Source organism: Mangrovibacterium lignilyticum (assembly GCF_010882175.1).
Taxonomy (GTDB): domain Bacteria; phylum Bacteroidota; class Bacteroidia; order Bacteroidales; family Prolixibacteraceae; genus Mangrovibacterium; species Mangrovibacterium lignilyticum.
Map to the genome: position 1 here is coordinate 989,442 of NZ_WKLH01000001.1, position 23,109 is coordinate 1,012,550.

20 protein-coding genes and 1 tRNA gene are annotated in these 23,109 nt (G+C 44.7%); 20 read left to right on the forward strand and 1 reads right to left on the reverse strand.

Annotated features, from left to right (window positions below):
• The first annotated feature begins 77 nt into the window (after nucleotides 1–77).
• From GJV22_RS04060 to GJV22_RS04155, 20 genes are all read left to right on the forward strand, one after another.
• The gene (locus GJV22_RS04060; RefSeq protein WP_163709053.1) at nucleotides 78–650 is read left to right on the forward strand and encodes an RNA polymerase sigma factor; all 573 of its coding nucleotides are present in this window, start codon (nucleotides 78–80) and stop codon (nucleotides 648–650) included.
• A gap of 59 nt (nucleotides 651–709) precedes the next feature.
• Complete coding sequence (locus GJV22_RS04065) at nucleotides 710–1,117, forward strand: hypothetical protein (RefSeq protein WP_163709055.1); 408 nt, start codon at nucleotides 710–712, stop codon at nucleotides 1,115–1,117.
• Between the two features lie 90 nt (nucleotides 1,118–1,207).
• Nucleotides 1,208–1,284: transfer RNA gene (locus tag GJV22_RS04070), tRNA-His, on the forward strand.
• Between the two features lie 138 nt (nucleotides 1,285–1,422).
• Nucleotides 1,423–2,148, forward strand: a complete 726-nt coding sequence (locus GJV22_RS04075; RefSeq protein WP_163709057.1) for a head GIN domain-containing protein — start codon at nucleotides 1,423–1,425, stop codon at nucleotides 2,146–2,148.
• 144 nt (nucleotides 2,149–2,292) lie between these two features.
• Nucleotides 2,293–3,219, forward strand: coding sequence for a DMT family transporter (locus tag GJV22_RS04080; protein WP_163709059.1), 927 nt, complete (start codon nucleotides 2,293–2,295; stop codon nucleotides 3,217–3,219).
• A gap of 68 nt (nucleotides 3,220–3,287) precedes the next feature.
• Nucleotides 3,288–3,620 carry a hypothetical protein gene (locus tag GJV22_RS04085; protein WP_163709061.1) on the forward strand — a complete coding sequence of 111 codons (333 nt, stop codon included), beginning with the start codon at nucleotides 3,288–3,290 and terminating at the stop codon, nucleotides 3,618–3,620.
• A gap of 200 nt (nucleotides 3,621–3,820) precedes the next feature.
• Entirely contained in the window at nucleotides 3,821–6,199 is a 2,379-nt protein-coding gene (locus tag GJV22_RS04090) for a TonB-dependent receptor (RefSeq protein ID WP_163709062.1), read from the forward strand.
• A gap of 119 nt (nucleotides 6,200–6,318) precedes the next feature.
• Nucleotides 6,319–6,822 carry a YkgJ family cysteine cluster protein gene (locus GJV22_RS04095; protein ID WP_238480273.1) on the forward strand — a complete coding sequence of 168 codons (504 nt, stop codon included), beginning with the start codon at nucleotides 6,319–6,321 and terminating at the stop codon, nucleotides 6,820–6,822.
• 92 nt (nucleotides 6,823–6,914) lie between these two features.
• A complete protein-coding gene (gene porQ / locus GJV22_RS04100) occupies nucleotides 6,915–7,937 on the forward strand; it encodes a type IX secretion system protein PorQ (RefSeq protein ID WP_163709066.1) in 1,023 nt (340 codons plus the stop codon).
• A 138-nt stretch (nucleotides 7,938–8,075) separates the two neighbouring features.
• Nucleotides 8,076–8,780, forward strand: coding sequence for a (d)CMP kinase (cmk, locus tag GJV22_RS04105; protein ID WP_163709069.1), 705 nt, complete (start codon nucleotides 8,076–8,078; stop codon nucleotides 8,778–8,780).
• A 50-nt stretch (nucleotides 8,781–8,830) separates the two neighbouring features.
• Nucleotides 8,831–9,682, forward strand: coding sequence for a 4-hydroxy-3-methylbut-2-enyl diphosphate reductase (locus tag GJV22_RS04110; RefSeq protein ID WP_163709073.1), 852 nt, complete (start codon nucleotides 8,831–8,833; stop codon nucleotides 9,680–9,682).
• 263 nt (nucleotides 9,683–9,945) lie between these two features.
• The gene (gene pfkA, locus GJV22_RS04115) at nucleotides 9,946–10,935 is read left to right on the forward strand and encodes a 6-phosphofructokinase (RefSeq protein ID WP_163709075.1); all 990 of its coding nucleotides are present in this window, start codon (nucleotides 9,946–9,948) and stop codon (nucleotides 10,933–10,935) included.
• 122 nt (nucleotides 10,936–11,057) lie between these two features.
• Nucleotides 11,058–13,529, forward strand: a complete 2,472-nt coding sequence (priA, locus tag GJV22_RS04120) for a replication restart helicase PriA (RefSeq protein ID WP_163709078.1) — start codon at nucleotides 11,058–11,060, stop codon at nucleotides 13,527–13,529.
• Between the two features lie 210 nt (nucleotides 13,530–13,739).
• On the forward strand, nucleotides 13,740–14,540 hold the full coding sequence (locus GJV22_RS04125; protein WP_163709081.1) for a ParA family protein: 801 nt from the start codon (nucleotides 13,740–13,742) through the stop codon (nucleotides 14,538–14,540).
• Nucleotides 14,541–14,561: 21 nt separating this feature from the next.
• Nucleotides 14,562–15,449: a ParB/RepB/Spo0J family partition protein gene (locus GJV22_RS04130; protein ID WP_163709084.1), complete on the forward strand. Its 888-nt coding sequence runs from the start codon at nucleotides 14,562–14,564 to the stop codon at nucleotides 15,447–15,449.
• A gap of 22 nt (nucleotides 15,450–15,471) precedes the next feature.
• Entirely contained in the window at nucleotides 15,472–16,074 is a 603-nt protein-coding gene (locus GJV22_RS04135) for a DUF5683 domain-containing protein (protein ID WP_163709087.1), read from the forward strand.
• A 9-nt stretch (nucleotides 16,075–16,083) separates the two neighbouring features.
• Entirely contained in the window at nucleotides 16,084–17,655 is a 1,572-nt protein-coding gene (locus GJV22_RS04140) for a LysM peptidoglycan-binding domain-containing protein (RefSeq protein ID WP_163709091.1), read from the forward strand.
• A gap of 73 nt (nucleotides 17,656–17,728) precedes the next feature.
• Nucleotides 17,729–19,120: a GDSL-type esterase/lipase family protein gene (locus tag GJV22_RS04145; RefSeq protein ID WP_163709094.1), complete on the forward strand. Its 1,392-nt coding sequence runs from the start codon at nucleotides 17,729–17,731 to the stop codon at nucleotides 19,118–19,120.
• Entirely contained in the window at nucleotides 19,105–20,625 is a 1,521-nt protein-coding gene (locus GJV22_RS04150; RefSeq protein ID WP_163709096.1) for an MBOAT family O-acyltransferase, read from the forward strand. Before GJV22_RS04145 ends, GJV22_RS04150 begins: the two co-directional genes overlap by 16 nt.
• 147 nt (nucleotides 20,626–20,772) lie before the next feature.
• Entirely contained in the window at nucleotides 20,773–21,345 is a 573-nt protein-coding gene (locus GJV22_RS04155; protein ID WP_163709099.1) for a YkgJ family cysteine cluster protein, read from the forward strand.
• 133 nt (nucleotides 21,346–21,478) lie between these two features.
• Here the strand turns inward: GJV22_RS04155 and GJV22_RS04160 are convergent, their stop codons facing one another.
• On the reverse strand, nucleotides 21,479–23,032 hold the full coding sequence (locus GJV22_RS04160) for an alpha-L-fucosidase (protein ID WP_205461743.1): 1,554 nt from the start codon (nucleotides 23,030–23,032) through the stop codon (nucleotides 21,479–21,481).
• Nucleotides 23,033–23,109: the final 77 nt, after the last annotated feature.

Genomic DNA, 23,109 nt, shown 5'->3' on the forward strand with positions numbered 1-23,109 from the left:
TTCATTTAGACGGAAGGAAAATCTGAAGTAACGAAAAGATTGAAAAAATATTTTCAGAAACGTTTTGAAGCGCGTTTATGACCAAAGAACAGTTATCAGACACCAGCGATGAAGAGCTTGTTCGCTTGATTACACAAGAACAGCGAACCGAGCTTTTTGAGCATCTATACAAACGTTATTTTTTAAAGGTTGTCGACAGATGCCACAGTTTCGTTAGAAACCGTGATTTGGCTGAAGATTTTGCCAGCGACATCTTATCGAAAGCTTATGAAAAGCTTCCCGGATTTAAAGGGAATGCACACTTTTCGTCGTGGCTATATGCCATTACTTATAACTATTCTATCGATTATTTACGACTGAAAAAAAAGCTGCACTATCCTAGCTGGAATGCTGAAAATGAAATTCCGGATATTCCGGACGAGTCGGAAGCTGATTTGCAGGACTTAAGCTACGATAATCTGTTGAAGATTCTGGAGATGATTCACCCGGAAGAAAAAGCCCTTTTATTGATGAAGTATCAGGATAACCTGCCTGGCAAACAGATTGCGCAAACCTTACGCATTAGTGAAGACGCCGTAAAAATGCGTTTAAAAAGAGCCCGAACCCGAGTAATCTACCTTTACCAAACGGTGTTTGAAAAAGATTTATAGGAAATGTAGTTACTTCCTCAATAGCCCGCGTCAATTAACTGAAAGACAATCAAAACACAATGGATATCAAAAATTTCTTCCACAAAATATTATCGACCAACAAAGGACCAACCATCCCTGAACTGGTTAAAGAAAGCTTTTTCAAGCAGTTTCAGCAACCACTGAACATTGAATGGCAGGTATCAGCCGATCAATTCGAAGCCGTTTTCTACAAAAATGAGATGGAACACATTGCCCGTTTCAACCGAGAGGGACAAATTACCTGTTTAAAGACGAATATCTCCCTGGAAAAGCTTCCTGAAGCAATCAACGAGACAGCCCAAAAGCATGGTGAACTAATGAATGCCATCTCTATTGCATGTGACGAAAGCCTGAAATACGAACTCATTGTGCGCGATTCAGAGCTAACCAGATACTTCCTGCTACTCAGTAAAACAGGTGAAGTCCTTGATAAAGAAAAACTTTAAAAACAGACGAAGAAATTTTTCACGACAAGCACAAAAAATGCTTGCAGAGATCACAAATAAAATACTATATTTGCACCCGAAAGAAAAATGGTGGTTGTAGCTCAGTTGGTTAGAGCGCCGGATTGTGGTTCCGGAGGTCGCCGGTTCGAACCCGGTCTTCCACCCCAAAAGAGAAGGATATCAGTAATTGATATCCTTTTTTTATTTCTTCATTCTGCAAAAACACCCCACATAAAATACACCCTATTTCATGTAACGTTTTGTCGTTGAGATCGTCTGTTTAAATAAGCAGAAAAGAAACAAGCATGAAAACAAAACCTGACTTCCTTGTCGTGCTCCTGGCAGCACTGGCAATTACCATTTCCACATCGTGTTCAACCGATGAAAAAATTGAAGGCAATCACCAACTCACCACCGAAGATCGTGCAACCAGCGATTTCAACCAAGTTGTCATGTCCGGGTCGTTTAATGTTTACATCGCTCCCGGAAATGAGCACTCGGTGACGGTCCGTGCAGAATCCAACCTCATTGATTACATTGAAACCGACCTGACCGGGAAGACACTCCACATCAAAAGCAGCGACAATGTCAGCCTGCAAAACAATCTTCCCATGGAAATACACGTCAGCTGCCCCGAAGTACATAGCCTCGAACTTGAGGGTTCTGGTTCTATTGAAGCCGGGCACTTTGAGAACGATCTTTTCTACATCGATTTAATTGGCTCCGGCATCATTAGCAGTTCGGTAAATGCTGATAAGCTTCAGATCCGGCTTTCCGGCTCGTGCCAAATAATCATTGAAGGCGAATGTAACCAAAGCGACATGATGATTATTGGCAGCGGCCTTATCTCATCGTTCAAACTGGAACAGGACACCTGCCTGGCCTCTATTGAGGGTTCTGGGATCATGAAGGTTGATGTTTCTGATTTACTGGATGTACTCATCGACGGAAGTGGCGTTGTGCTGTATCAAAATGCACCTGAAATCAGGTCAAGCATCAACGGAAGCGGGAGCGTAACTCCGGCTAATTAGTTCCACTTCCAGTAAAGTCGTTGAAAGTTGGTCACTAGAACCACATTTGACCGGCAGCGATTATCGCCGATAAATGTTTCGCAAGGATGTATTTTATCCGATTAAATTTATCTCTACTTTTGCGCTGCATCCTGAAAATGTTTTATGCAAAATAATATCTTGAAATACTACGGGGCAGCGCTGTTAGCCATGTTCTTTTGGAGTTTCTCCTTTGTGTGGTTTAAAGTTGCCTATCGCGCTTACGACCCGATGACCGTCGTGCTAATCCGTCTCACTCTGGCAACAGTTATGATGTTTGTCATCGCTAAAGTAATTGGCAAGTTACAGCCGATTCAAAAAGGCGATTTGAAGTGGATGATTCTACTCTCCTTTTTCGAACCGTTCCTGTATTTCATGGGCGAAAGCTTTGGGTTGAAATATGTTTCCCCAACCGTAGCGGCAGTGATCGTGGCAACGATTCCGCTTTTCACTCCTTTGGCGGCCTGGTATTTTCACAAGGAAAAAATGAGCTGGGCAAACTTTGCGGGCTTGACCATCTCCTTTGCCGGAGTCTCTTTAGTTGTGCTCGACAATTCGTTTCGATTTTCAGCGTCGCCACTAGGCGTCACATTGGAATTTATAGCCGTTCTTTCCACTATTGGTTATGCAATCATTCTGAAAAAGCTGACCCATAACTATAACGGATACACTATCATCAGTTACCAAAACCTCTTTGGTTCCTTTATGTTTTTGCCTTTTTGGCTCACCTTTGAGGCTCAAAAAACGTTGCAAACACCTTTTAATCAAGAAGCGTTCATGGCAATCGTGAAATTGGCAGTGTTCGCGTCTATCCTTGGATTCATCTTCTTCACCTACTGTATCCGCCATCTGGGGATTAACAAATCGAACATGTTCATCAATGTCATGCCTGTATTTGTGGTCATTTTCTCTTATTTCATTCTGGGTGAAGAAATCAACAGCCAGAAGGTGATCGGCATCATCATTGTTATTACCGGCATATTTTTAGCACAATTGAAACGGAGACGAATTAAACCTGTAACAAATGCGGAAATACCGAACATTGAAATCTAAAATCGTTTAAAAGACTTTCACTTTTTAATCAAACACTTTTCCGACTTCGCTGTTTCTAACAGTCAACAATGAAGAAACTGAAACAAATAAATTTAGTTCTGCTGGTCGTTAGCCACCTGATTTTGTTCGCCTATCCGTTGGCGAGCAAAACCTTTCACGTGCACGAAGTCCAACCCGAACAAAGTTGTTGTGAAAGTTGCTCAACACCAGGTCCGGTCATTGATCATCCGGCTCAAGACTGTCTCATTTGCGATTACGAGCTATTGAGTTTTGTCAGTGAACCGACTTTCACGCCGTCAGTTTATTGGGTTACTTATCCCATTTTACTTGCTCCGCTACCGGAAAAAGTACATACGGAGCCGATACGTCATTTTTCTCTTCGAGGGCCTCCTGTAGCCTAAGCTTTATCAAGCATAACAAACTCTCACATTCGATTTTTACAATTGGTACGCATTCATTTTTTATTCAAAATATGAATTCGGCGTGCCTGTATTTCTATTTCCTAAAAGCAGGGAAAGAAGTATAATATAATCTCATAATCAAAAAGATATTCGCAATTCAACTGACGTTTGATTGCTGAATTAACAATAGACAGAACAACATGAAATACCGTATAATTACCATTACATTCTTCTTATATTTTATTCATTCTGCTTTTGCGCTGCCGACAGACACCAGCAGCCGAACCCTGCTAAGCGGAAAAATAACTGATAGCGAAACACGTGAGCCACTTCCTGCAGCGACAATCTATTTCCCCGAGCTAAAGATTGGCGCATTAACGGATGATGAAGGAAATTTTGAGATCAAAAACTTACCTGCCTCCAAATTGACAATTCAAATCAGTTTGATTGGCTACCAATCCATCACCCAATCCGTGGACCTGAGGCAAACCACTTCTATTAATTTTGAACTAAGCGAATCGGTCACCGAAATCAGCGAAGTGGTAATTACCGGCCAACCCGGCTTGATTGAGCAAAAACGGACACCGGCACCAATCGCTGTTGTGCCACATGCTGCCTTAATCGAGGGAGCCTCCAACAACATCATTGACGCACTGGCCAAGCAACCGGGCGTTTCACAAGTAACAACAGGAGCGGGTATTTCGAAACCTGTGATCAGAGGGCTGGGGTACAATCGAGTGGTGGTGGTAAACGATGGAATTCGCCAGGAAGGTCAGCAGTGGGGTGACGAACATGGTATCGAAATTGATGAATATGGTGTCAACCATGTCGAAATATTGAAAGGACCTGCCAGCTTGGCGTTCGGCTCCGACGCCATGGCCGGAGTTATTAACATGATATCGGCACCAACATTGCCAAACGGAACAATCAACGGAAATATCATCACCAACTACCAAACAAACAATGGGTTGTTTGGCTATTCGGCAAATATGGCCGGCAACCAAAATGGGTTTATTTGGGATGCCCGAATTAGCGACAAAAGAGCACATGATTACCAAAATAACATCGACAATTGGGTCAATAACTCAGCCTTCCGCGAAAACGCTGCCAGCGCACTGGTCGGACTAAATCGCTCATGGGGTTTCTCACACTTAACCCTCAGCCTTTATAACCTGAATCCGGGAATTATTGGAGAGGAAGAAGGAGGAACAGTGCGCGATCCGAAGTCGTATCAACCCGGAGCTCCTTTTCAAGAGATAAGCCACTACAAAGCAGTATGGAACAACAAACTTTTCCTCGGGAAGGGAAGTTTAAATGCGACCTTTGGCTTTCAGCAAAACAACCGAAAGGAATTTGAATCGGCCGACGACTATGGCTTGTACTTCAAACTAAACACGCTTAGTTACGACCTGAAATACAGTTTACCCTCTGAAAGCGATTGGACACTTACCGGAGGCATTGGTGGTATGTGGCAACAATCTGAAAATAAAGGGTCCGAGTTTTTGGTGCCTGCTTACGATCTGTTCGATATCGGCGTTTTTGCCATCGCTCACAAACAAATCGGTGATTTTGATATCAGTGGCGGACTACGCTACGACCGCCGCCATATGAATGGTGATGCACTCTACCTTACAAGTGACGAAGCAGTTACAACAGTAACTGATCCGGATGCGACAGTGCGCTTTCCCGGCTTCAGCGAAACCTTTAATGGCATTTCGGGAAGTATCGGTGCCAGCTATCAGATCAGCGAGTCTGCTTATACGAAACTGAATATTTCAAGAGGTTTTCGGGCACCTAATATTGCAGAGCTCGGCTCGAACGGGAACCACGAAGGTACTTTCCGTTACGAAATTGGCAACCCCGATTTGAAACCGGAAAACAGTCTACAGATTGATTGGGGAATCGGACTGGACACCAAACACGTTTCCGCCGAACTCAACCTCTTCAACAACAAGGTCGATAATTACATTTACAGCCATAGGTTGAATACTGAAGCGGGAAATGACTCGACAATCAATGATGTCCCTGTTTTCAAGTTTACCGGTGGAAAGGCTCATTTGTATGGCGGCGAGCTATTCATCGATATGCATCCGCACCCGCTCGACTTCCTGCATTTTCAAAATACCTTTTCGTACACTCGCGGAACTTTATCGAACCAGCCCGATTCAGCGAAAAATCTGCCCATGATCCCGGCAGCCCGCTGGTTATCCGAAATTAAATTCGACATCAAAGACGTTAATAATTGGATGCAAAACGCCTGGATAAGTTTCAGTGTGGATCACAACTGGAAACAGGACAATTTTTTTGCGGCTTACGCCACCGAAACAGCAACTCCCGCATACACGCTCTTGAATGCAGGAATCGGAACTGATTTCACCGGTAAAAAAGGAAAAATCTGCTCCCTGTTCATCAGCATCAATAACCTGACGGACAAAGCGTACCAAAGCCACCTCAGTCGACTGAAATACACGGGTCTAAACGAGACAACCGGTCGCGAAGGATACTTTAACATGGGGCGAAATGTGAGTTTCAAACTCATCATTCCAATTTCCATCAGTTCGACCAGTGCATCAAAATAAATAGTCAATCAATATGATAGGGTGCCGAAAGCCTTGTGGGCATTCGGCACCCATTTTTCTTTTAGGCTTTTCAGTATTCCGTTTATCTTTGCGACAAATTCATTCGATATTAGGAAGCAGTGGACAAAATCTTGTACTATAAACCGGAACAATTGAAAGAAATGACGGCCAACAACCGACAGGAATTTACAGCGTTGTTTCAGAAATTGAGAAAGAAGAAACCGAAAAATCTGGATTCAGTGGTTCACCAATTGCACAACGAAGCCTTTGATCGATTCGACTGTCTGGATTGTGCCAACTGCTGCTCCAGCATCAGTCCGATTGTAACCGATAAAGACGCTGATCGCCTGGCCAAAAGTCAGAAAATGAAATCTGCCGATTTTATTGCCAGTTACCTTTACAAGGACGAAGACAATGATTTTGTTTTTCAGCAAACGCCCTGCCCTTTTCTGATGGCCGACAACTACTGCTGTGTTTACGAAAACCGTCCGCGTGCCTGTCGCGAATACCCTCACACCGACCGTAGCCGTTTTTATCAAATCCTGAAACTCAGCCAGAAAAACTGTGAGGTTTGTCCGATTGTCTTCGCGATTACCAAAGAGCTGGCCAAACAGGAATGGTAACAATAATGCCGGCGTAAAAACGTTCCATTGCTATTGAATTTTTTCATCCCGAATAAACAAATATCTTTGAGCGAACGAACAGGCAACCCCGTATGAAATTCAGAAAACTCCTCGTACTTCCCTTACTCATTTTGAGCGTGCATGTCGTTGCTCAAATTGGCGGCGAGTCGACCTACGAGTTCCTGAACCTGACAAACTCGGCCAAGATGGCTGCCTTGGGAGGAAACCAGATAGCCCTGAATGATCATTCCGATTTGAATGTCGCCTACAATAATCCCGCTTTACTCAATGATGAAATGGCCGGTTCAGTCCTGATGAACTATGTGAATTACATTGCCGATGTCAACTACGGCTATGCTGCATTCGCCCTCAAAACCGAGAAAATCGGTCCCTTGACTTTCGGGATTCATTACATCAATTACGGAGACTTTATTAAAGCTGACGAGACCGGACAAAAGGAAGGATCGTTTCGCGCTGCCGAATATGCCTTGCTGGCGAGTTGGTCAAAACAGGTAAAGGCAGTCAAGCTGGGTATAACTCTAAAACCGATCCTTTCGTCGTTCGAATCCTACAAATCCGTTGGCATCGCTTTTGATCTTGGAGCAGCATATACCAGCGACAACGAACTAAGCACAATTGGTTTGGTTGTTCGCAACATGGGCACGCAAATAACGACTTATTACGAGAACGGAGACCGCGAAAGCATTCCACTCGACATTCAACTGGGGGGCTCGCAACGGCTGGCACATGCACCTTTTCGACTGTCAGCAACCTTACAGCATCTGCAGCGCTGGAGACTGGCACAGGACGAAGAAGTTGACAACGGCTTTGAAACCACCATTGAGAAAGACAGCTTTACCAAAGCCTTCATGCGCCATGTTGTGTTGGGGGTTGAGTTACTCCCCTCCGAAAACTTCCACATCCGCGCCGGTTATAACTTCCAACGCCGGCAAGAGCTGATGTTTAATGACAAAAAATCGACCGTAGGATTTTCATGGGGATTCGGTTTTCAGATTAAACGGTTCCGCATCGATTACGGGTCGGCGCGCTATCACCTGTCCTCGTCGAGCAACCATTTCTCAGTTGCTTTCCGGCTGAACAACAGCCTCCGCTAATTCAGAACGGCATCAGGTTTCCTCGAAACAATTCCCGTTATTTAATGAACAGGATCGCTTTCCGTTTTGGGTTTCACACGGTCCAATGTGAATAATTTTCTGGCCGCTCTTCCGGCCAAAAATCCTATATTTGCTCGCATGGAAAAAGCGACTCAACCCAAAATCATAATTGCCATCGACGGCCATTCTTCCTGCGGGAAAAGTACCGTAGCCAAACAGATTGCCCAGGAACTGGGCTACATCTACATTGACAGTGGTGCGATGTACCGGGCAGTTACCCTTTTTGCCCTGCGCAACAAGCTGGCTGCCGACGAGCAAGTCGACGAACAAGCATTGATCGATCGTCTCGGGGAAATAAAAATTGATTTTCGCCTTAGTCCTGAAAATTCGCGTAACGAGACTTATTTGAATGGGGAAAATATTGAAGAAGAGATTCGCCAACTGCCCGTTTCTCAACATGTGAGTCCCGTTGCCACCATTGGTCAGGTGCGTGAAGCCATGGTTGCACTGCAACAGGAAATGGGGAAAAATAAGGGCATCGTGATGGACGGCCGAGATATTGGCACGGTTGTTTTTCCGGAAGCAGAACTGAAGATTTTCATGACTGCCCGGCCGGAAGTTCGCGCACAGCGACGCTACGATGAGTTGACAGCCAAAGGGCAACTGGTTAGTTTCGACGAAATTTTGGCTAATGTGATTGAACGCGACAGAATCGATTCGAGCCGTGAGATCAGTCCTCTGAAACAAGCAGATGATGCACTGATTCTCGACAACAGTGATATAACACGCGAAGAACAGCTGGATTGGGTGATGCAGCAAATTCAACAAATGATCAGCGCTTAGCCACCAATATCCCGGCTTAGAATTTGAATTTTGGAACTTGGAGTTTTTGTATGAAAGTAGTGATTGATGATAGATCGGGTTTTTGCTTCGGCGTAGTTAGCGCCATCGAAAAAGCAGAAAAAGCACTCGCCAAAGGTGAACAAATTTACTGCCTCGGCGATATTGTACACAACCACCAGGAAGTAAAGCGCCTGGAGAAAATGGGCATGCATACCATCGATCACGAGAAATACTTCAGCCTGAAAAACTGCAAAGTTCTGCTTCGTGCCCATGGAGAACCTCCTAAGACATACGAATACGCAAAGGCCAACAGCATCGAACTGCTGGATGGAACTTGCCCGGTTGTGCTAAAACTGCAACAACGCGTACGAAAAGGATTTAGCGACATTCAAGCTAAAAACGGACAATTAGTTTTACTGGGCAAAAAAGGCCATGCCGAAATAGCCGGACTGAACGGACAAACCGGAAATCAAGCAATCATCATCGAAAATGAAGATGACTTGCACAAAATAGATCCGGAACGACCAACCCTTGTTTTTTCACAAACCACCAAGTCGCTCGAAGACTTCCACAAGCTAACCGCGCAAATTAAACAGCAGGCCAATGCTGAAACCGCAATCAAAGATACGATCTGTCGACAGGTAGCCCATCGTGTTCCAAGAATGAAAGAATTCGCTGCTCAGCATGATGTTATCATCTTTGTAAGTGGCCAAAAAAGTTCGAACGGCAAAGCTCTGTTCAAGGTTTGCCAATCAATTAACCCCAACAGCCACTTTGTATCCGATAAAACCGAACTGAGACCGGAATGGCACACAGGATACCAAAGCGTCGGCATAACAGGAGCCACATCAACACCGAGATGGCTAATGCAGGAAATCGCCGACACTTTGTCACTAGATTAAGCCAACATTAAGCTTCATCGTTTTTTAGGCCCGTAGATTAAACCGCTCCTAAAATCAGCTTTACTTTGCCGGCTCAAATATATTATACAGCATAAAGCGTGGTAGATATCTTTGGAAATATTAGATTTGCGCAATCGATTGCTCAATACTACTAGAAAACGACCCTATTACTAAATTTTATGCTGTCTAGAGGAGGTTGGCTGCCTCTGAATTGAAAGAATACGCGGGATGATAATTGTGGAACCAAGAGTAAAAGCTGTAATATGAAACGCAAAAAGCTTGAAAAAATAGGCGTATTCACCTCAGGTGGAGATGCTCCCGGCATGAATGCCGCTATTAGGGCCGTAACACGTGCGGCCATCGCAAACAAATTAAAAGTAGTCGGTATCCGTCACGGGTACCAGGGAATGATCGACGGAGATTTTATTCCGTTGAAATCCAGAAGTGTGAGCGGAATCCTCCACCGTGGAGGAACAATTCTGAAAACAGCACGAAGCGCCGAATTCCGGACTGAAGCAGGTCGTGAAAAAGCCTATCAGAACCTGAAGAAAGAAGGCATTGATGCGTGCGTTGTTATCGGAGGCGATGGTTCCTTCACCGGAGCACTCATCTTTTCACAGGATTATGACATTCCTTTTGTTGGAATTCCCGGAACAATCGACAACGACATGTACGGAACGGATTACACCATTGGCTACGACACTGCGCTGAACACCGTTGTTGAAGCTGTGGACAAAATCCGCCACACAGCCAGTTCGCATGAACGCATCTTCTTTATTGAAGTAATGGGGCGCGAAGCAGGCCTGCTGGCCTTGAGTGCCGGGATCGCTGTTGGTGCTGAAGCAATTCTGATTCCGGAAGCAAAAACGCTTGAACTGGAATTGGAACAATTCCTGAAAAAGGGTTATAAAGAAAAAGACCGAAGCGGAATTGTAATTGTTGCTGAAGGTGGTCAAACCGGACGGGTAATTAAAATTGCCGGACAGGTAGAGACCAATTATCCGGATTTGGATGTACGGGTGTCTATCCTTGGGCATATCCAACGCGGTGGAAAACCATCAGGACGTGACCGTATTGCAGCCACTAAAATGGGTGTTGCCGCTGTTGAAGCTTTGTTGGACGACCAAAAAAGCATCATGATCGGATTGGTTAAAAACTTCATCATCGACCATGTGCCATTCAATAAAGCCGTAAAAATGAATAATAGCATTGATGAGGATCTGATCCACATCCAAAAGCTTATCAATATCTAATTGTGAATCCCCGTTCAGCCGAGCGGGGATTTTTTCTTTCCTCTCCCGCCGCTGAAGAAGTTATTAACAGATCGCGGCCCAATTCATCTTAACTGGATAAATTTTGCGAAGTTTGTACCACCATGACGGAACAACTCTTTGCCGATGTCATATTGCCCCTGCCGCTTGGTGACCAATTCACCTATCGTGTCCCAGCCGATTTTCAAGTCAACATTAAAGTCGGTGTTCGGGTAATTGTGCAATTTGGTGCCCGCAAATTCTTTTCTGCTCTTGTTTATCGCCTGCACAACAACATGCCGGTTGGCTCATTTGACATTAAAGATATTGATGCCATTCTGGATCAGGAACCTGTTGTTACTCCGGCCCAAATCATTCTTTGGGAATGGATGGTTGACTATTACTGCTGCACCCTAGGCGAAGTTTATAAGGCCTCACTTCCTTCCGCTTTAAAGCTGGAAAGCCAGACCAAAGTTAGTTTCAATCCGAATTATAAAATACCTGTTGATCTTCCCGGTGAAGAAGAAGCGCTGTTGCTGATGCTTCAGGGACACGGACACACCAACATTCAATCAATCAACAAGTTCCTGGGGAAGAAATCGGCGCTTCCAACGTTGAAACTTTTATTGGAAAAGAACGCGGTGGTTATTGAAGAAAGGTTGGAAGATTCGTACACGGCCAAAATGCAGCCATTCATATTTCTTCACCCAAAGTTGGGAAACGAGACCGCCATTTCGCAAGCGCTGGATACGCTGACGAAAGCGAAGAAACAGCTGCAGTTAATGGAATTTTTTCTGACAGAGACGATTTATCATGCGGAGCAGAAATCCAATCTTTCCAAGAAAGAACTATTGGAAACAAGCGGTATCAGCGAAAGTGTATTACGAGCGCTGTTAGACAAAGATTTTCTGCACGTGCAGGAAATTGAAGTCGGACGATTGGATCTCAGCAGCAATGGCGAGCAAAAAATATTCGAGCTTAACGAAGCTCAAAACAAGGCCCTGACGCAAATCAAAGAGCAAACAAAAACGGGTAAGCCAGTTCTTCTGCACGGCGTTACCTCGAGCGGAAAAACAGAAGTTTACATTAAACTGATTGAAGAACAGCTGGCCTTGGGAAAACAAGTTCTTTACCTGGTTCCAGAGATCGGTTTAACCACCCAGTTGATCAACCGGCTCAAGCGGGCTTTCGGTGACAAAGCCGGTATTTACCACTCTCGTTTCAATGATGGCGAGCGGGTAGAGATTTGGATGAACACCTTGCACGAACGGGAGAAATCGTTCCATATAATCATTGGAGCAAGGTCGGCAGCCTTACTCCCCTTCCGCAACCTCGGGCTGATTATTGTTGACGAAGAACACGAAAACAGCTACAAACAGTTCGATCCATCGCCTCGCTACAACGCACGTGATTTGGCTATTGTACTGGCACAAATTCACCGGGCACAGGTCATATTGGGAACGGCAACGCCATCTTTTGAGAGCTACTTCAATGTAAAAACAAAGAAATACGCGTTGGTTGAGCTAACCGAGCGATACCAAAACATCAGTTTGCCCGAGATGCAAATTAGCGATGTTCGTGAAGCAACGCGCCGCAAACAAATGAAGTCGCTGCTTACACCTGCTTTGTATGAAGCGGTTGATAGCGCATTGAAAAATGACGAACAGGTGATCTTGTTTCAAAACCGGCGCGGCTTTGCGCCCTACATTCAATGTAACACCTGCGGCTGGATTCCGAAATGTAAAAACTGTGATGTCAGCCTCACCTATCACAAAAACCTGTCGGCACTGATTTGCCACTACTGCGGACATACGCATTCGTTGCCCGGCAACTGCCCTGATTGTCATTCTGAAGAAATAAAAACCCGTGGCTTCGGTACCGAGAAAATTGAAGAAGAATTGGGGCTTCTTTTCCCTGAAGCCAGAATTGCCCGGATGGACATGGACAGCACCCGCGCAAAAAAGGCTTACGAGCGTCTGATTTACCAGTTTGAAAGCAAACAAATCGACATTTTGGTGGGCACCCAGATGGTTACCAAAGGCCTCGATTTTGACCATGTACGGGTTGTTGGCATACTGAACGCGGATCAACTACTCAACTACCCTGATTTTCGCTCCTATGAACGCTCCTATCAGCTAATCGCTCAGGTCAGCGGACGAGCAGGTCGAAAAAATAAACAAGGCAAGGTCATCATTCAAACCAGCCAACCCCAACACCCCGTCTTACAAGAGCTTGTTGAGAATAATTTCATGCAACTTTTCAACCGGCAAATGGCAGAGCGTCAGCTTTTCAAATACCCGCCCTATTTTCGGTTAGTAAAAGTAGTCCTCAAACACAAGAACAAGGAGCGGTTGAACCTGTCGGCCAACCAACTGGCGACAAAATTCCGAAAACTGTTTGGCTTCAATATTCTGGGCCCCGAATACCCGTTGGTCGGCCGCATACAAACCTGGTATCAGAAAGAGATCTGGATTAAATTGGAACGAGATCAGAAGCTGGGACAATCGAAAGCAAAAATAATAGACGAGATTAAGTCGCTCAAAGCCCAGCCCAACAATGGGAATCTGATTGTTTTCGCCGATGTGGATCCAATGTGACCCAACCCGAAGCGGTGTTAAAATTTGTAAATCCAACTTAGCCATTCAAAAATTGTTATTTTTGCATTCACCGAAAAAGCCATAAAACATCCCTTCTTCATGGAAGAAGACCGTTCGGCTCTTCTGGTTTTAATCGATTAATTTTTCAACTTAACAAGCATTTTCACATAAAATATTAACTTTGAAACTCTGCAAAAACAGGAAAAACCTATGGGAAAAGTAATCGCTTTAGCAAATCAAAAAGGAGGGGTCGGAAAGACTACAACAGCCATCAATCTGGCTGCCAGCTTGGCTGTCTTAGAAAAGAAAGTATTGATTATCGACGCTGACCCTCAAGCGAATGCCACTTCCGGAATTGGCTTCGATGTGAGAAATGTGAAAACAAGCATTTACGAGTGTGTTGTCGACGATTTAGATCCAAGAAATATCATTCTGAAATCAGAAATCAATGGTCTCGACCTGATTCCTTCGCATATCGATTTGGTTGGTGCGGAAATTGAAATGCTGAATTTACCGAACCGTGAAAAAGTTCTTTCAACAGTGATCAGCAAAGTACGCGATGACTACGATTTTGTATTAATCGACTGCTCCCCTTCCCTTGGTCTGATAACAGTTAACGCGTTAACCGCTGCCGACTCAATTATCATTCCTGTACAGTGTGAATACTTTGCTCTTGAAGGTCTGGGAAAACTGTTGAACACGATCAAAATCATCCAAACCCGACTAAACCCGGAACTGGAAATTGAAGGTTTCCTGTTGACCATGTACGACTCTCGCTTAAACTTGGCAAACCAGGTTTTGGAAGAAGTACGGACCCATTTCGGTGATATGGTTTTTGAAACGCTCATCAACCGAAACATCAAACTAAGCGAGGCTCCAAGTTTTGGTATTCCCGCGGTGTTATACGATGCCAGCTCGAAAGGAGCTACCAGCTACATGGATCTGGCTCGGGAAGTTCTGCAAAAGAATGATCTTACCAAGATCAAGAATTCGGAAAAAGTAATTGAATAAAAGAATAGAGTAAGAAATAATATGGCAAAAAGAAGTGCATTAGGGAGAGGTTTAGGCGCACTAATTGATGATGCTGACAAGCAAATGGATTCGTCCACCTCATCATCAATCAACGAAATTTTAATTGAAAACATTGAAGCCAATCCCTTTCAACCACGAACGAAATTTGATGAATCAGCTTTACAGGAACTTTCAGCCTCAATAAAGGAGCTTGGTATTATTCAGCCAATCACTCTTCGCAAAGTGACTGATGGCAAATACCAGATCATTGCCGGAGAACGTCGCTTTCGGGCATCAAAGCTGGCTGGCTTAACAACCGTTCCTGCTTACGTTCGGGTTGCTGAAGACGATGGCATGTTGGAAATGGCACTGGTTGAAAATATTCAGCGTGAAGATTTAGATGCCATCGAAGTTGCCCTTTCTTACCAACGGCTGATTGAAGAATGTAAATTAACTCAGGAAGTTTTGAGCGAGCGCGTCGGTAAAAAACGTTCAACGATTTCTAATTATTTACGTCTTCTGAGACTGCCAACACTGATCCAAAAAGGCATTATTGATAAAACCATTTCGATGGGACATGCCCGCGCATTGGTAAATATTCCAAATCCGGAAGATCAATTATCAATTTATGAGTTGATTCTGGATGAGGATCTCTCCGTTCGGAAAGTTGAAGAGATTGTCCGCAACCTAAACTCGCAAGAGCCGGAAACTGAAGAAAAAGAAGCCAGCCCGAAGAACGAAAAATACCCTCAGGAATATGGTGAACTGAAACAGCACCTGAGCAATTTTTTCGATACAAAAGTTGACTTCGCTCTCAACAATAAAGGAAAAGGAAAAATCGTTATCCCATTTGGATCCACCAAAGACTTGGAACGAATTATGGGTATTCTGGACAAATTGGGCCGCTAAACGATTTCAAACAAACAGAAAATTGAGGCATTTAAGAATATTCGTATTGCTAGTCCTGTTTTTGGTGACAGGATTTTGTTCATTTGCTCAAGTCGAGTTTGAAGCTGATACAGTACCTATTTCAGAATTGCAGCCGAAGCATTCGCCCCGAAAGGCGACTATCTATTCTGCTGTTCTTCCTGGCTTAGGGCAAATTTACAATAAAAAATACTGGAAGGTTCCGCTAATTTACGGAGGTTTTATTGGTTTTGGATATGGAATAAACTGGAATAACGACTATTACGTGTTATACAAACAAGCTTATTCTGATATCGTTGACGATGACCCAAATACGAATTCGTTTAAAGATCTGGCTATTGAAGGAAATTGGGATTGGGATAACGCCAGTCAAGTCACTCAATTTACAACCCGGTTGAACAACGCTAAAAATGCAGCGCGAAGAAACCGGGATTTTATGATTATTTTGACAGCTGCATTTTATGCACTCAATATTATTGATGCAACTGTTGACGCACATTTTTTTGATTTCGACATCGGGGATGACCTGACGTTTAACTGGGCACCGGGCCCAATGTACAGTGCTGGTAAAGCATTCCCCGGTATTAATGTTCAAATTAGATTTTAAAGGGGAAGAATGAAGAAAGCGATTGTACTATTTCTAATAAGCACCATCTGTAGCTTGGCTGTAAAAGCCGAGCGAACGGATAAAACCAGTTTAAAACAAATTAAGCGTATCGAGGTTCTGTCATTGGACACCATCAACGGATACACCTCCGTTTATGCTTATCCTGATGAAAACCTGAATGACCTGTTCGCCGAGCAAATGGACAGTTTATACCATTCCTGGTACGTTCAAAACTCTTACGACGTCAACTTTTTCGAGAACGAAACTGAAAGTTCTGAATTGGCATCTCTCCCCGACTCCGTTTATATTCAACGACTACAAAATATCGATTCGTTTGTTGACCTGTCATTCAATAAAACAGTTAAGAACTTTATTGATTTGTACACGCAACGCCGTCAACAGCTGACTGAGGTTATTCTGGGGCTTTCAAGCTTTTATTTCCCGATTATTGAAGAAGAATTGGACAAATATAACTTGCCGCAAGAACTCAAATACATGCCAATTATTGAATCGGCACTGAACCCGACAGCACGCTCACGTGCCAATGCTGTAGGACTTTGGCAGTTCATGTACGGCACCGGGAAAATGTACAAATTGGATATCGGCACTTTTGTTGACGAACGTCGCGATCCGGAAAAATCATCCGCAGCAGCTGCTAGGTATTTGAATGATCTGTATAAGATTTACAAAAACTGGCACCTGGTTATTGCAGCCTATAACTGTGGACCCGGCAATGTTAACAAAGCAATTCGTCGTGCCGGTGGCGCCCGCGATTACTGGGCAATTTACTATTACCTGCCGCGCGAAACCCGCGGTTATGTCCCTGCTTTCATTGCAGCGGCCTACGTGATGAATAATTACCAGAAACACAACCTGCACCCCCGTTATCCGGATTTCCCAATTGTTACAGATACCATCCAGGTTCGCAACTATGTACACTTCACTCAGATTTCGGAGACACTGAATATCCCGATGGCAGAGTTGCAAAGTTTGAACCCGCAATATCGCCTGGACATTATTCCGGCGAAGGAGAACAAGCCGTATACGCTGCGTCTGCCTTTGGAAAAAATTGCAGAATTCATCGACATGGAAGAAGAGGTTTATGCGCTCCGTCGTGATACATTCTTCCCCAATAACGAAGTTCTGGTTCCGAAAGAACGCGGAACCTATGTGGCTGATGTTAACGGAAAAGATCGCATTGTTTATACGGTAAAATCGGGTGACAACCTTGGGTACATCGCCAATCGTTTCCATGTTCGGATCAACGACCTGCGTTACTGGAATAACATCCACCGCAACCTGATTCGTATCGGACAAAAAGTGGTCGTTTATGTTCCTGCCGGAAAAGGAGAACAATACGCACAGTCAGGCAGTGTAAAAGTGACGCAGCAAGCTAGTTCTTCTGCCCAGGTAAGCAGCGATGGAAAATTCGTTTACTATACCGTCAGAAGTGGCGACTCACTATGGTCGATTGCACGACGTTTTCCGGGGGTATCCAACGAAGACATTAAACACCTCAACAACATTTCGAGCAACACAATTAAGCCGGGTCAAAAGCTGAAAATTCAACCCAAGAGCTAAAGCTTATTGTTAATGAATTGATTTGCAAAGACCCGAATTTCGTACTACATTTAGCGAAGACGAAATTGCTTGTATGAAACCTGTTCGGGCCTTTTTATTCCTGGTAAGTGTTTTATCCCTTTTGTTCCTGGTTTCTTTTTACCGTTTAAAAAGAAGTCAGGAACAATTGCATGTGCCCATTTCCCAAGCACCCATCGAAGCGCTTTTAAATGACGAAGATTCGATCCCTGAATTTCAGGAACTCGACTCGATTGCCCACAGCGACAGCCTTCTTTTATTATCCGATGTTCTTGAAGCCGACTCTGTCAAAGCAGAGATCATATCCTTTGACGATCTAATTTTTGCGCCAACGGATTCCGTTCGGTTCACAGCCTTAACCGAACGTTTGCACAGCTTGCCGGGCACAAAACAACAAGTCCGGATCTTTTATTACGGCGACTCTCAAATTGAGGGCGATCACATCACGTCCGCTTTGCGAAAAAGCTTTCAAGCCCGATACGGCGGGAAAGGCCCGGGACTGATTGCTCCCGATCAATATTACAATCCGCCGCATCAATTGATTATGACCCTCTCCGACAACTGGCAAAACCTGACCATTAAAGAAATGAGAGGCGAGAACCGAAGCATCGTTTTTCGGAATGCCCTGACAGTTTCAGGTGATGAACCTGCGTGGTTCAGGATTAACCGGCTTCGCTTCCTCGATCCGCAGGCAGATTACAACCAACTTCGTTTTTTCCTGTATTGCTCCGATAACAGCCGGGTGGAACTGTCCAATTCGGCCCAACCTGTTTTTCAAACTCAAATCGATACGATCGATCAGGTTCAGGAATTTAAAATGTCATTCAACGAAACACCGGACGATTTAAAGCTGAGCTTTTCGACCAACGACAGCCTATGGGTAACCGGACTTTCGCTGGAAAGTGAAACGGGCGTATTTGTTGATAATATTGCGCTGAGGGGGCTTTCTTACCCGCCGTTCAGCTCGTCGGACAGGGCTAGCCTGAAGCAAATGTCCGATAAACTTCAACCGTCGCTTTTCATCTTACACTTTGGGGTTAATGTTGTCCCCTACTTCTCCGAGAACTATAAAGCCTTCCGATATCAGCTCAACCGGCAAATCAACCTGATTCGTCAGTTGCGCCCCGACGCATCTATTCTGATTATTGGCGTTTCGGATATGGCTCATCGGGTTGAAGGCGAGTTCGTGTCATACGAAAATATCAACCAGATTAAGCAAATTCAGCTCGAGCTGGCCATGAAAAACGGCTGCGCCTTTTGGGATCTGGAAAACTATATGGGTGGCCCGGGAAGCATGATTCGCTGGGTGAATACAGAACCGCCACTCGGCCGGAAAGATTACATCCACTTTTCTGCAGCGGGAGCGGAACAAGTTGGCCGGGAACTAGCCCGGATATTAATTAATGAAATCGAATACAGCCAGCTGACAGCATGGAAGAACAACTAAGCAAAATAATCCGGCAACTCATCAGCTACCAAGCCGATAATCCGATGTTTTACACGGGTATTGCTTTCTGGGTTGTTTTTGCCTTTACCCTCGCCTTCTATTCCATTGTGTACCAAAAAAGCATTTTACGCAACAGCTACCTGTTGGTAATCAGCTGGTACATTTATTACCAAATGAACGGGGCTTTCCTCTCGCTGCTTATTTTTTCGTGCCTGTTCAATTATGGATTCGGCCTGCTGATCGACCGCCGCAGAAAAACCAGATTCTGGTTGATTTCGGCTGTCAGCTTCAACCTACTTTTACTTGTTTACTTCAAATACAGCTACTTTTTTGCCGACACGGCCAACCTGCTTTTCGACACCAACTACCAAGTCTTTAATTGGCTGGGGTGGATCCTGAATCAACTATCCGAAGGGGTGGCTGATGTGCATTCCATTGTGCTGCCAATCGGAATTTCGTTCTATACCTTCCAAGCAATCAGTTACCTTTCTGATGTTCGCTACCAAAGAGTCGAGGCTGTTCGAAATCCGCTAGACTTTAGCTTCTACCTAAGCTTTTTCCCGCAACTGGTTGCCGGGCCAATCGTCCGGGCTGCTGCATTCATTCCTCAACTCTACCAAAAATATCGCCTGACCAACAAAGAACTGAGTCATGCCGTATTTCTGATTCTGAAAGGATTGTTTAAAAAGATGGTGATTGCCGATTTTTTGGCGCTCAATTTTGTCGATCGTATTTTTGAAGCTCCCGGAGCTTATTCCGGGCTGGAGAACCTGCTGGGCATTTATGGCTACTCGATCCAGATTTACTGCGATTTTTCGGGTTACACCGACATTGCAATCGGGTTGGCGTTGATCCTGGGGTACAAAATACCGGTCAACTTTAATGCACCATATTGCGCCAACAGTCTTACCGACTTTTGGCATCGCTGGCACATTTCGCTTTCCCTTTGGCTACGCGATTACCTGTACATTCCGCTGGGCGGAAACCGAAAAGGAAATTTCAGGACACACCTCAACCTGATCATCACCATGGTGCTGGGAGGCCTGTGGCATGGTGCCAGCTGGCGGTTCATTATTTGGGGAGGAATTCACGGGATAGGCTTGTCCCTTGAAAAGCTCTTCCAAAAAGTCAGCAAGAGCAGTATTCGCCCCAACAAATTCCGCCGTTTTATCGCTGTCTTTGTGACCTTTCAGCTTGTTAGTTTAGCCTGGGTATTTTTCAGAGCGTCTGATCAGGAAACCATTTACCGGATTTTCTACCAGCTTCGCCAACATTTTATTCCACACTTAAACCAGGAAGGACTGGTGGCCTATCTTCCAACCCTACTGGTCTTGCTCCTGGGCTTTATACTGATCTGGTTTCCGTATGATGCCAAAGAAAAAATCCGCGGGTTGTTCATTCGCCAACACATCACCGTTCAAATTATCATCTCCGTGTTACTTGCCTTGCTCATTCAAGCCGTATCGAGCGCTGAAATTCAACCCTTTATTTATTTCCGATTCTAATCGAAAATGAGTAAATATTTTTTTAGTCATTCGAATAATAAATTCAACTATTTACTAGTTTTACCGCACTATCAAGGGACGTTCATCCCGCGATCGATTCTCATTAACCATTGTACTTTACTTAAAATCAGTTGTGCGTAAATTTCTATGTACCGGAAAATTCAACGCGTGCAAAAACTCCTGAAGAATGCAGCTTTGCACACCGAAAAGTTTAGCGCCCAAAGTGGTATCTCCTGTGGATCCAAGTGTCATCTTTGTTGCCTGAAAAAAGACATCAGTGCCAGTCCTTTGGAATTCTTCCCCCTCGCCTACCAACTTCTCAAGGAAGGACGGGCCGACGAATTTTACGACCGATTAGACCAGATTCAGGGGAATGATCTTTGCATTTTATTCTCAGCTTTGGGAAACACCCCCGGTGGATGCACCGCTTACGCTTACCGCGGGTTGATTTGCCGCCTGTTTGGCTTCTCGACCAATCGCGACAAACTAAGTCAAAACCGCATGATAACGTGCAAAACCATCAAAGAAAGCCCGCCTTACATTCAGCTTACGAGCAAACAGTTGACCAAAGCACCGGTTATGAGCGAATACTACATGCAGCTTGCAGCCATTGACTTTTCACTGGCAAATCAGCAACTGCAGATTAACCACGCGATTAAACGGGCATTGGAACTGGTGATGACTTACTACATGTATCGCGGACGAGGCAAGCGGGCTTAAAAACAGAAACCGGCGAATTCAACCTTCTTCAAACAAAGCGGAACCAATGTTCCCGCACTATTTTATTAAAGAGCAATGCAAGCAAAGGCGATAGGAAACCTCACCCCGCCTTAACTTGCATCGTATTGATTCGCTATATAAACTCAACTTTGAGAACAGTCGCAATTTCATTCATTGCTTCTGCACCGGGTGTTGTCACCTTTAGTTTATTCTCGTTGGCAGACCATTTCAGATCAACGCCACTTCCAACAACACGGACACCTTTGATGTCCTGCCCCGGGTTGGTTTCAAAAACGTGTTCCAACTCGATTTCCTTATTCGCCTCGGGGAAGCCCAGCAAATAAACATACAAGGTTTTTCCATCTTTCGATTTGCTGAACCGAATATCATCCTTCGTGTATTTCATAGTCGCTGATTGACCGCCAAAATGCCCTTTCTCGAATGCGGCAGCCCCATAACCATACACTGAATGCACGCGTGTATTGTACACTGCTTCTTCATGCTGTTTAATCCAGTCTCCAATCGTCATCAGCACCTCTTGCTGCTCCTGCGGAATAATCCCGTTGGCCATCGGTGATACATTCAACAAAACCACTCCCTTTTTACTCCATACATCGATCATATTACGGATGATAAGATCAGCCTTTTTGTATTTCAATCCGTTGGTGTAACACCAGCTGCCATCGCTAATCGTGATGTCTGTTAACCAGTATTTGTCCGCGATTTCCGTTTTGCCACCCTGTTCAATATCAATTAGCGCAACACTATCGGGCAGATCCTCCTGCTTGTAGAAGGCGATTGGCTCCTGACCTCGGCTCACTGCTTTATTGTAATGGTGAGCCAACATCTTTTGCCGGTATTCCTCCGGGATTTTATCCAACCATGAATCAAACCAAATCAGGTCAGGCCCATATTTATCAACCACCTCATCAACCTGTCCCAACCAACGATCATAAAACTCTTCGGCGGGGATGTTCCCGTACAGGTACTTCAGCTTTTCATCCTTCGTACTGGTTACCGCGTTCGGGTCGTAGGCATAATGACTGTCGTTGCCCACGTTGCCACTATTGGCCCAATGAGTGCTATCATTCGCATAGCGTTGCAAATTGCGGGCGTGATGAAAGGTTGTTATGGTTTTTAAATCCCGCTTCTTGAGTTCTGCCAATAGCTCCCCCGCAATATCCTTGTGCGGTCCCATGGCGGCGGCATTCCACTGGTTATTCTCACTATCCCACATCGCAAAACCATCGTGATGCTCCGCAACCAGACCCGCAAACCGGGCTCCAGCTTGTTGAAATAGTCCACCCCACTCGGCCGCATCGAAGTGCTCGGCTTTGAACTGGGGTATGAAATCATGATAATCGAAATCGGCTCCGTAGGTATCAACATGGTGCTCGTGCACGCCTGCTCCCCATTCATTTTTATCGAGGTTGGTGTAATACATCCACGCTGGGTACCACTCAGAATCATAAGCAGGCACAGAGTAAATTCCCCAATGAAAATAGATTCCCAGCTTGGCATCCTTAAACCATTCGGGTTGCGTATTGTGTTTGGCCAGTGACTCCCAGGTCGGCTCATAAATTGCTTCAACTGGCCTGGCTTGCTTTGAGTTGCACGCAAACATAACACTCGCCAGCACAAATAGAGATACGTTCGTTAACGCACGTTTTCTTAGTTTCTTCATCATTATCAAAAGTTTTTCAAAAAAGAAATATTTCGTTTCTCGGCCATGAATATAAATGCAATTCGGGAATATACCCTGCC

What these genes read in the sequence shown, in the direction of transcription:
- GJV22_RS04060 (WP_163709053.1), top strand. Translation starts at nt 78, where the DNA reads ATGACCAAAGAACAGTTATCAGACACCAGCGATGAAGAGCTTGTTCGC.
- GJV22_RS04065 (WP_163709055.1), top strand. Translation starts at nt 710, where the DNA reads ATGGATATCAAAAATTTCTTCCACAAAATATTATCGACCAACAAAGGA.
- GJV22_RS04075 (WP_163709057.1), top strand. Translation starts at nt 1,423, where the DNA reads ATGAAAACAAAACCTGACTTCCTTGTCGTGCTCCTGGCAGCACTGGCA.
- GJV22_RS04080 (WP_163709059.1), top strand. Translation starts at nt 2,293, where the DNA reads ATGCAAAATAATATCTTGAAATACTACGGGGCAGCGCTGTTAGCCATG.
- GJV22_RS04085 (WP_163709061.1), top strand. Translation starts at nt 3,288, where the DNA reads ATGAAGAAACTGAAACAAATAAATTTAGTTCTGCTGGTCGTTAGCCAC.
- GJV22_RS04090 (WP_163709062.1), top strand. Translation starts at nt 3,821, where the DNA reads ATGAAATACCGTATAATTACCATTACATTCTTCTTATATTTTATTCAT.
- porQ (WP_163709066.1), top strand. Translation starts at nt 6,915, where the DNA reads ATGAAATTCAGAAAACTCCTCGTACTTCCCTTACTCATTTTGAGCGTG.
- cmk (WP_163709069.1), top strand. Translation starts at nt 8,076, where the DNA reads ATGGAAAAAGCGACTCAACCCAAAATCATAATTGCCATCGACGGCCAT.
- GJV22_RS04110 (WP_163709073.1), top strand. Translation starts at nt 8,831, where the DNA reads ATGAAAGTAGTGATTGATGATAGATCGGGTTTTTGCTTCGGCGTAGTT.
- pfkA (WP_163709075.1), top strand. Translation starts at nt 9,946, where the DNA reads ATGAAACGCAAAAAGCTTGAAAAAATAGGCGTATTCACCTCAGGTGGA.
- priA (WP_163709078.1), top strand. Translation starts at nt 11,058, where the DNA reads ATGACGGAACAACTCTTTGCCGATGTCATATTGCCCCTGCCGCTTGGT.
- GJV22_RS04125 (WP_163709081.1), top strand. Translation starts at nt 13,740, where the DNA reads ATGGGAAAAGTAATCGCTTTAGCAAATCAAAAAGGAGGGGTCGGAAAG.
- GJV22_RS04130 (WP_163709084.1), top strand. Translation starts at nt 14,562, where the DNA reads ATGGCAAAAAGAAGTGCATTAGGGAGAGGTTTAGGCGCACTAATTGAT.
- GJV22_RS04140 (WP_163709091.1), top strand. Translation starts at nt 16,084, where the DNA reads ATGAAGAAAGCGATTGTACTATTTCTAATAAGCACCATCTGTAGCTTG.
- GJV22_RS04145 (WP_163709094.1), top strand. Translation starts at nt 17,729, where the DNA reads ATGAAACCTGTTCGGGCCTTTTTATTCCTGGTAAGTGTTTTATCCCTT.
- GJV22_RS04150 (WP_163709096.1), top strand. Translation starts at nt 19,105, where the DNA reads ATGGAAGAACAACTAAGCAAAATAATCCGGCAACTCATCAGCTACCAA.
- GJV22_RS04155 (WP_163709099.1), top strand. Translation starts at nt 20,773, where the DNA reads ATGTACCGGAAAATTCAACGCGTGCAAAAACTCCTGAAGAATGCAGCT.
- GJV22_RS04160 (WP_205461743.1), bottom strand. Translation starts at nt 23,032, where the DNA reads ATGATGAAGAAACTAAGAAAACGTGCGTTAACGAACGTATCTCTATTT.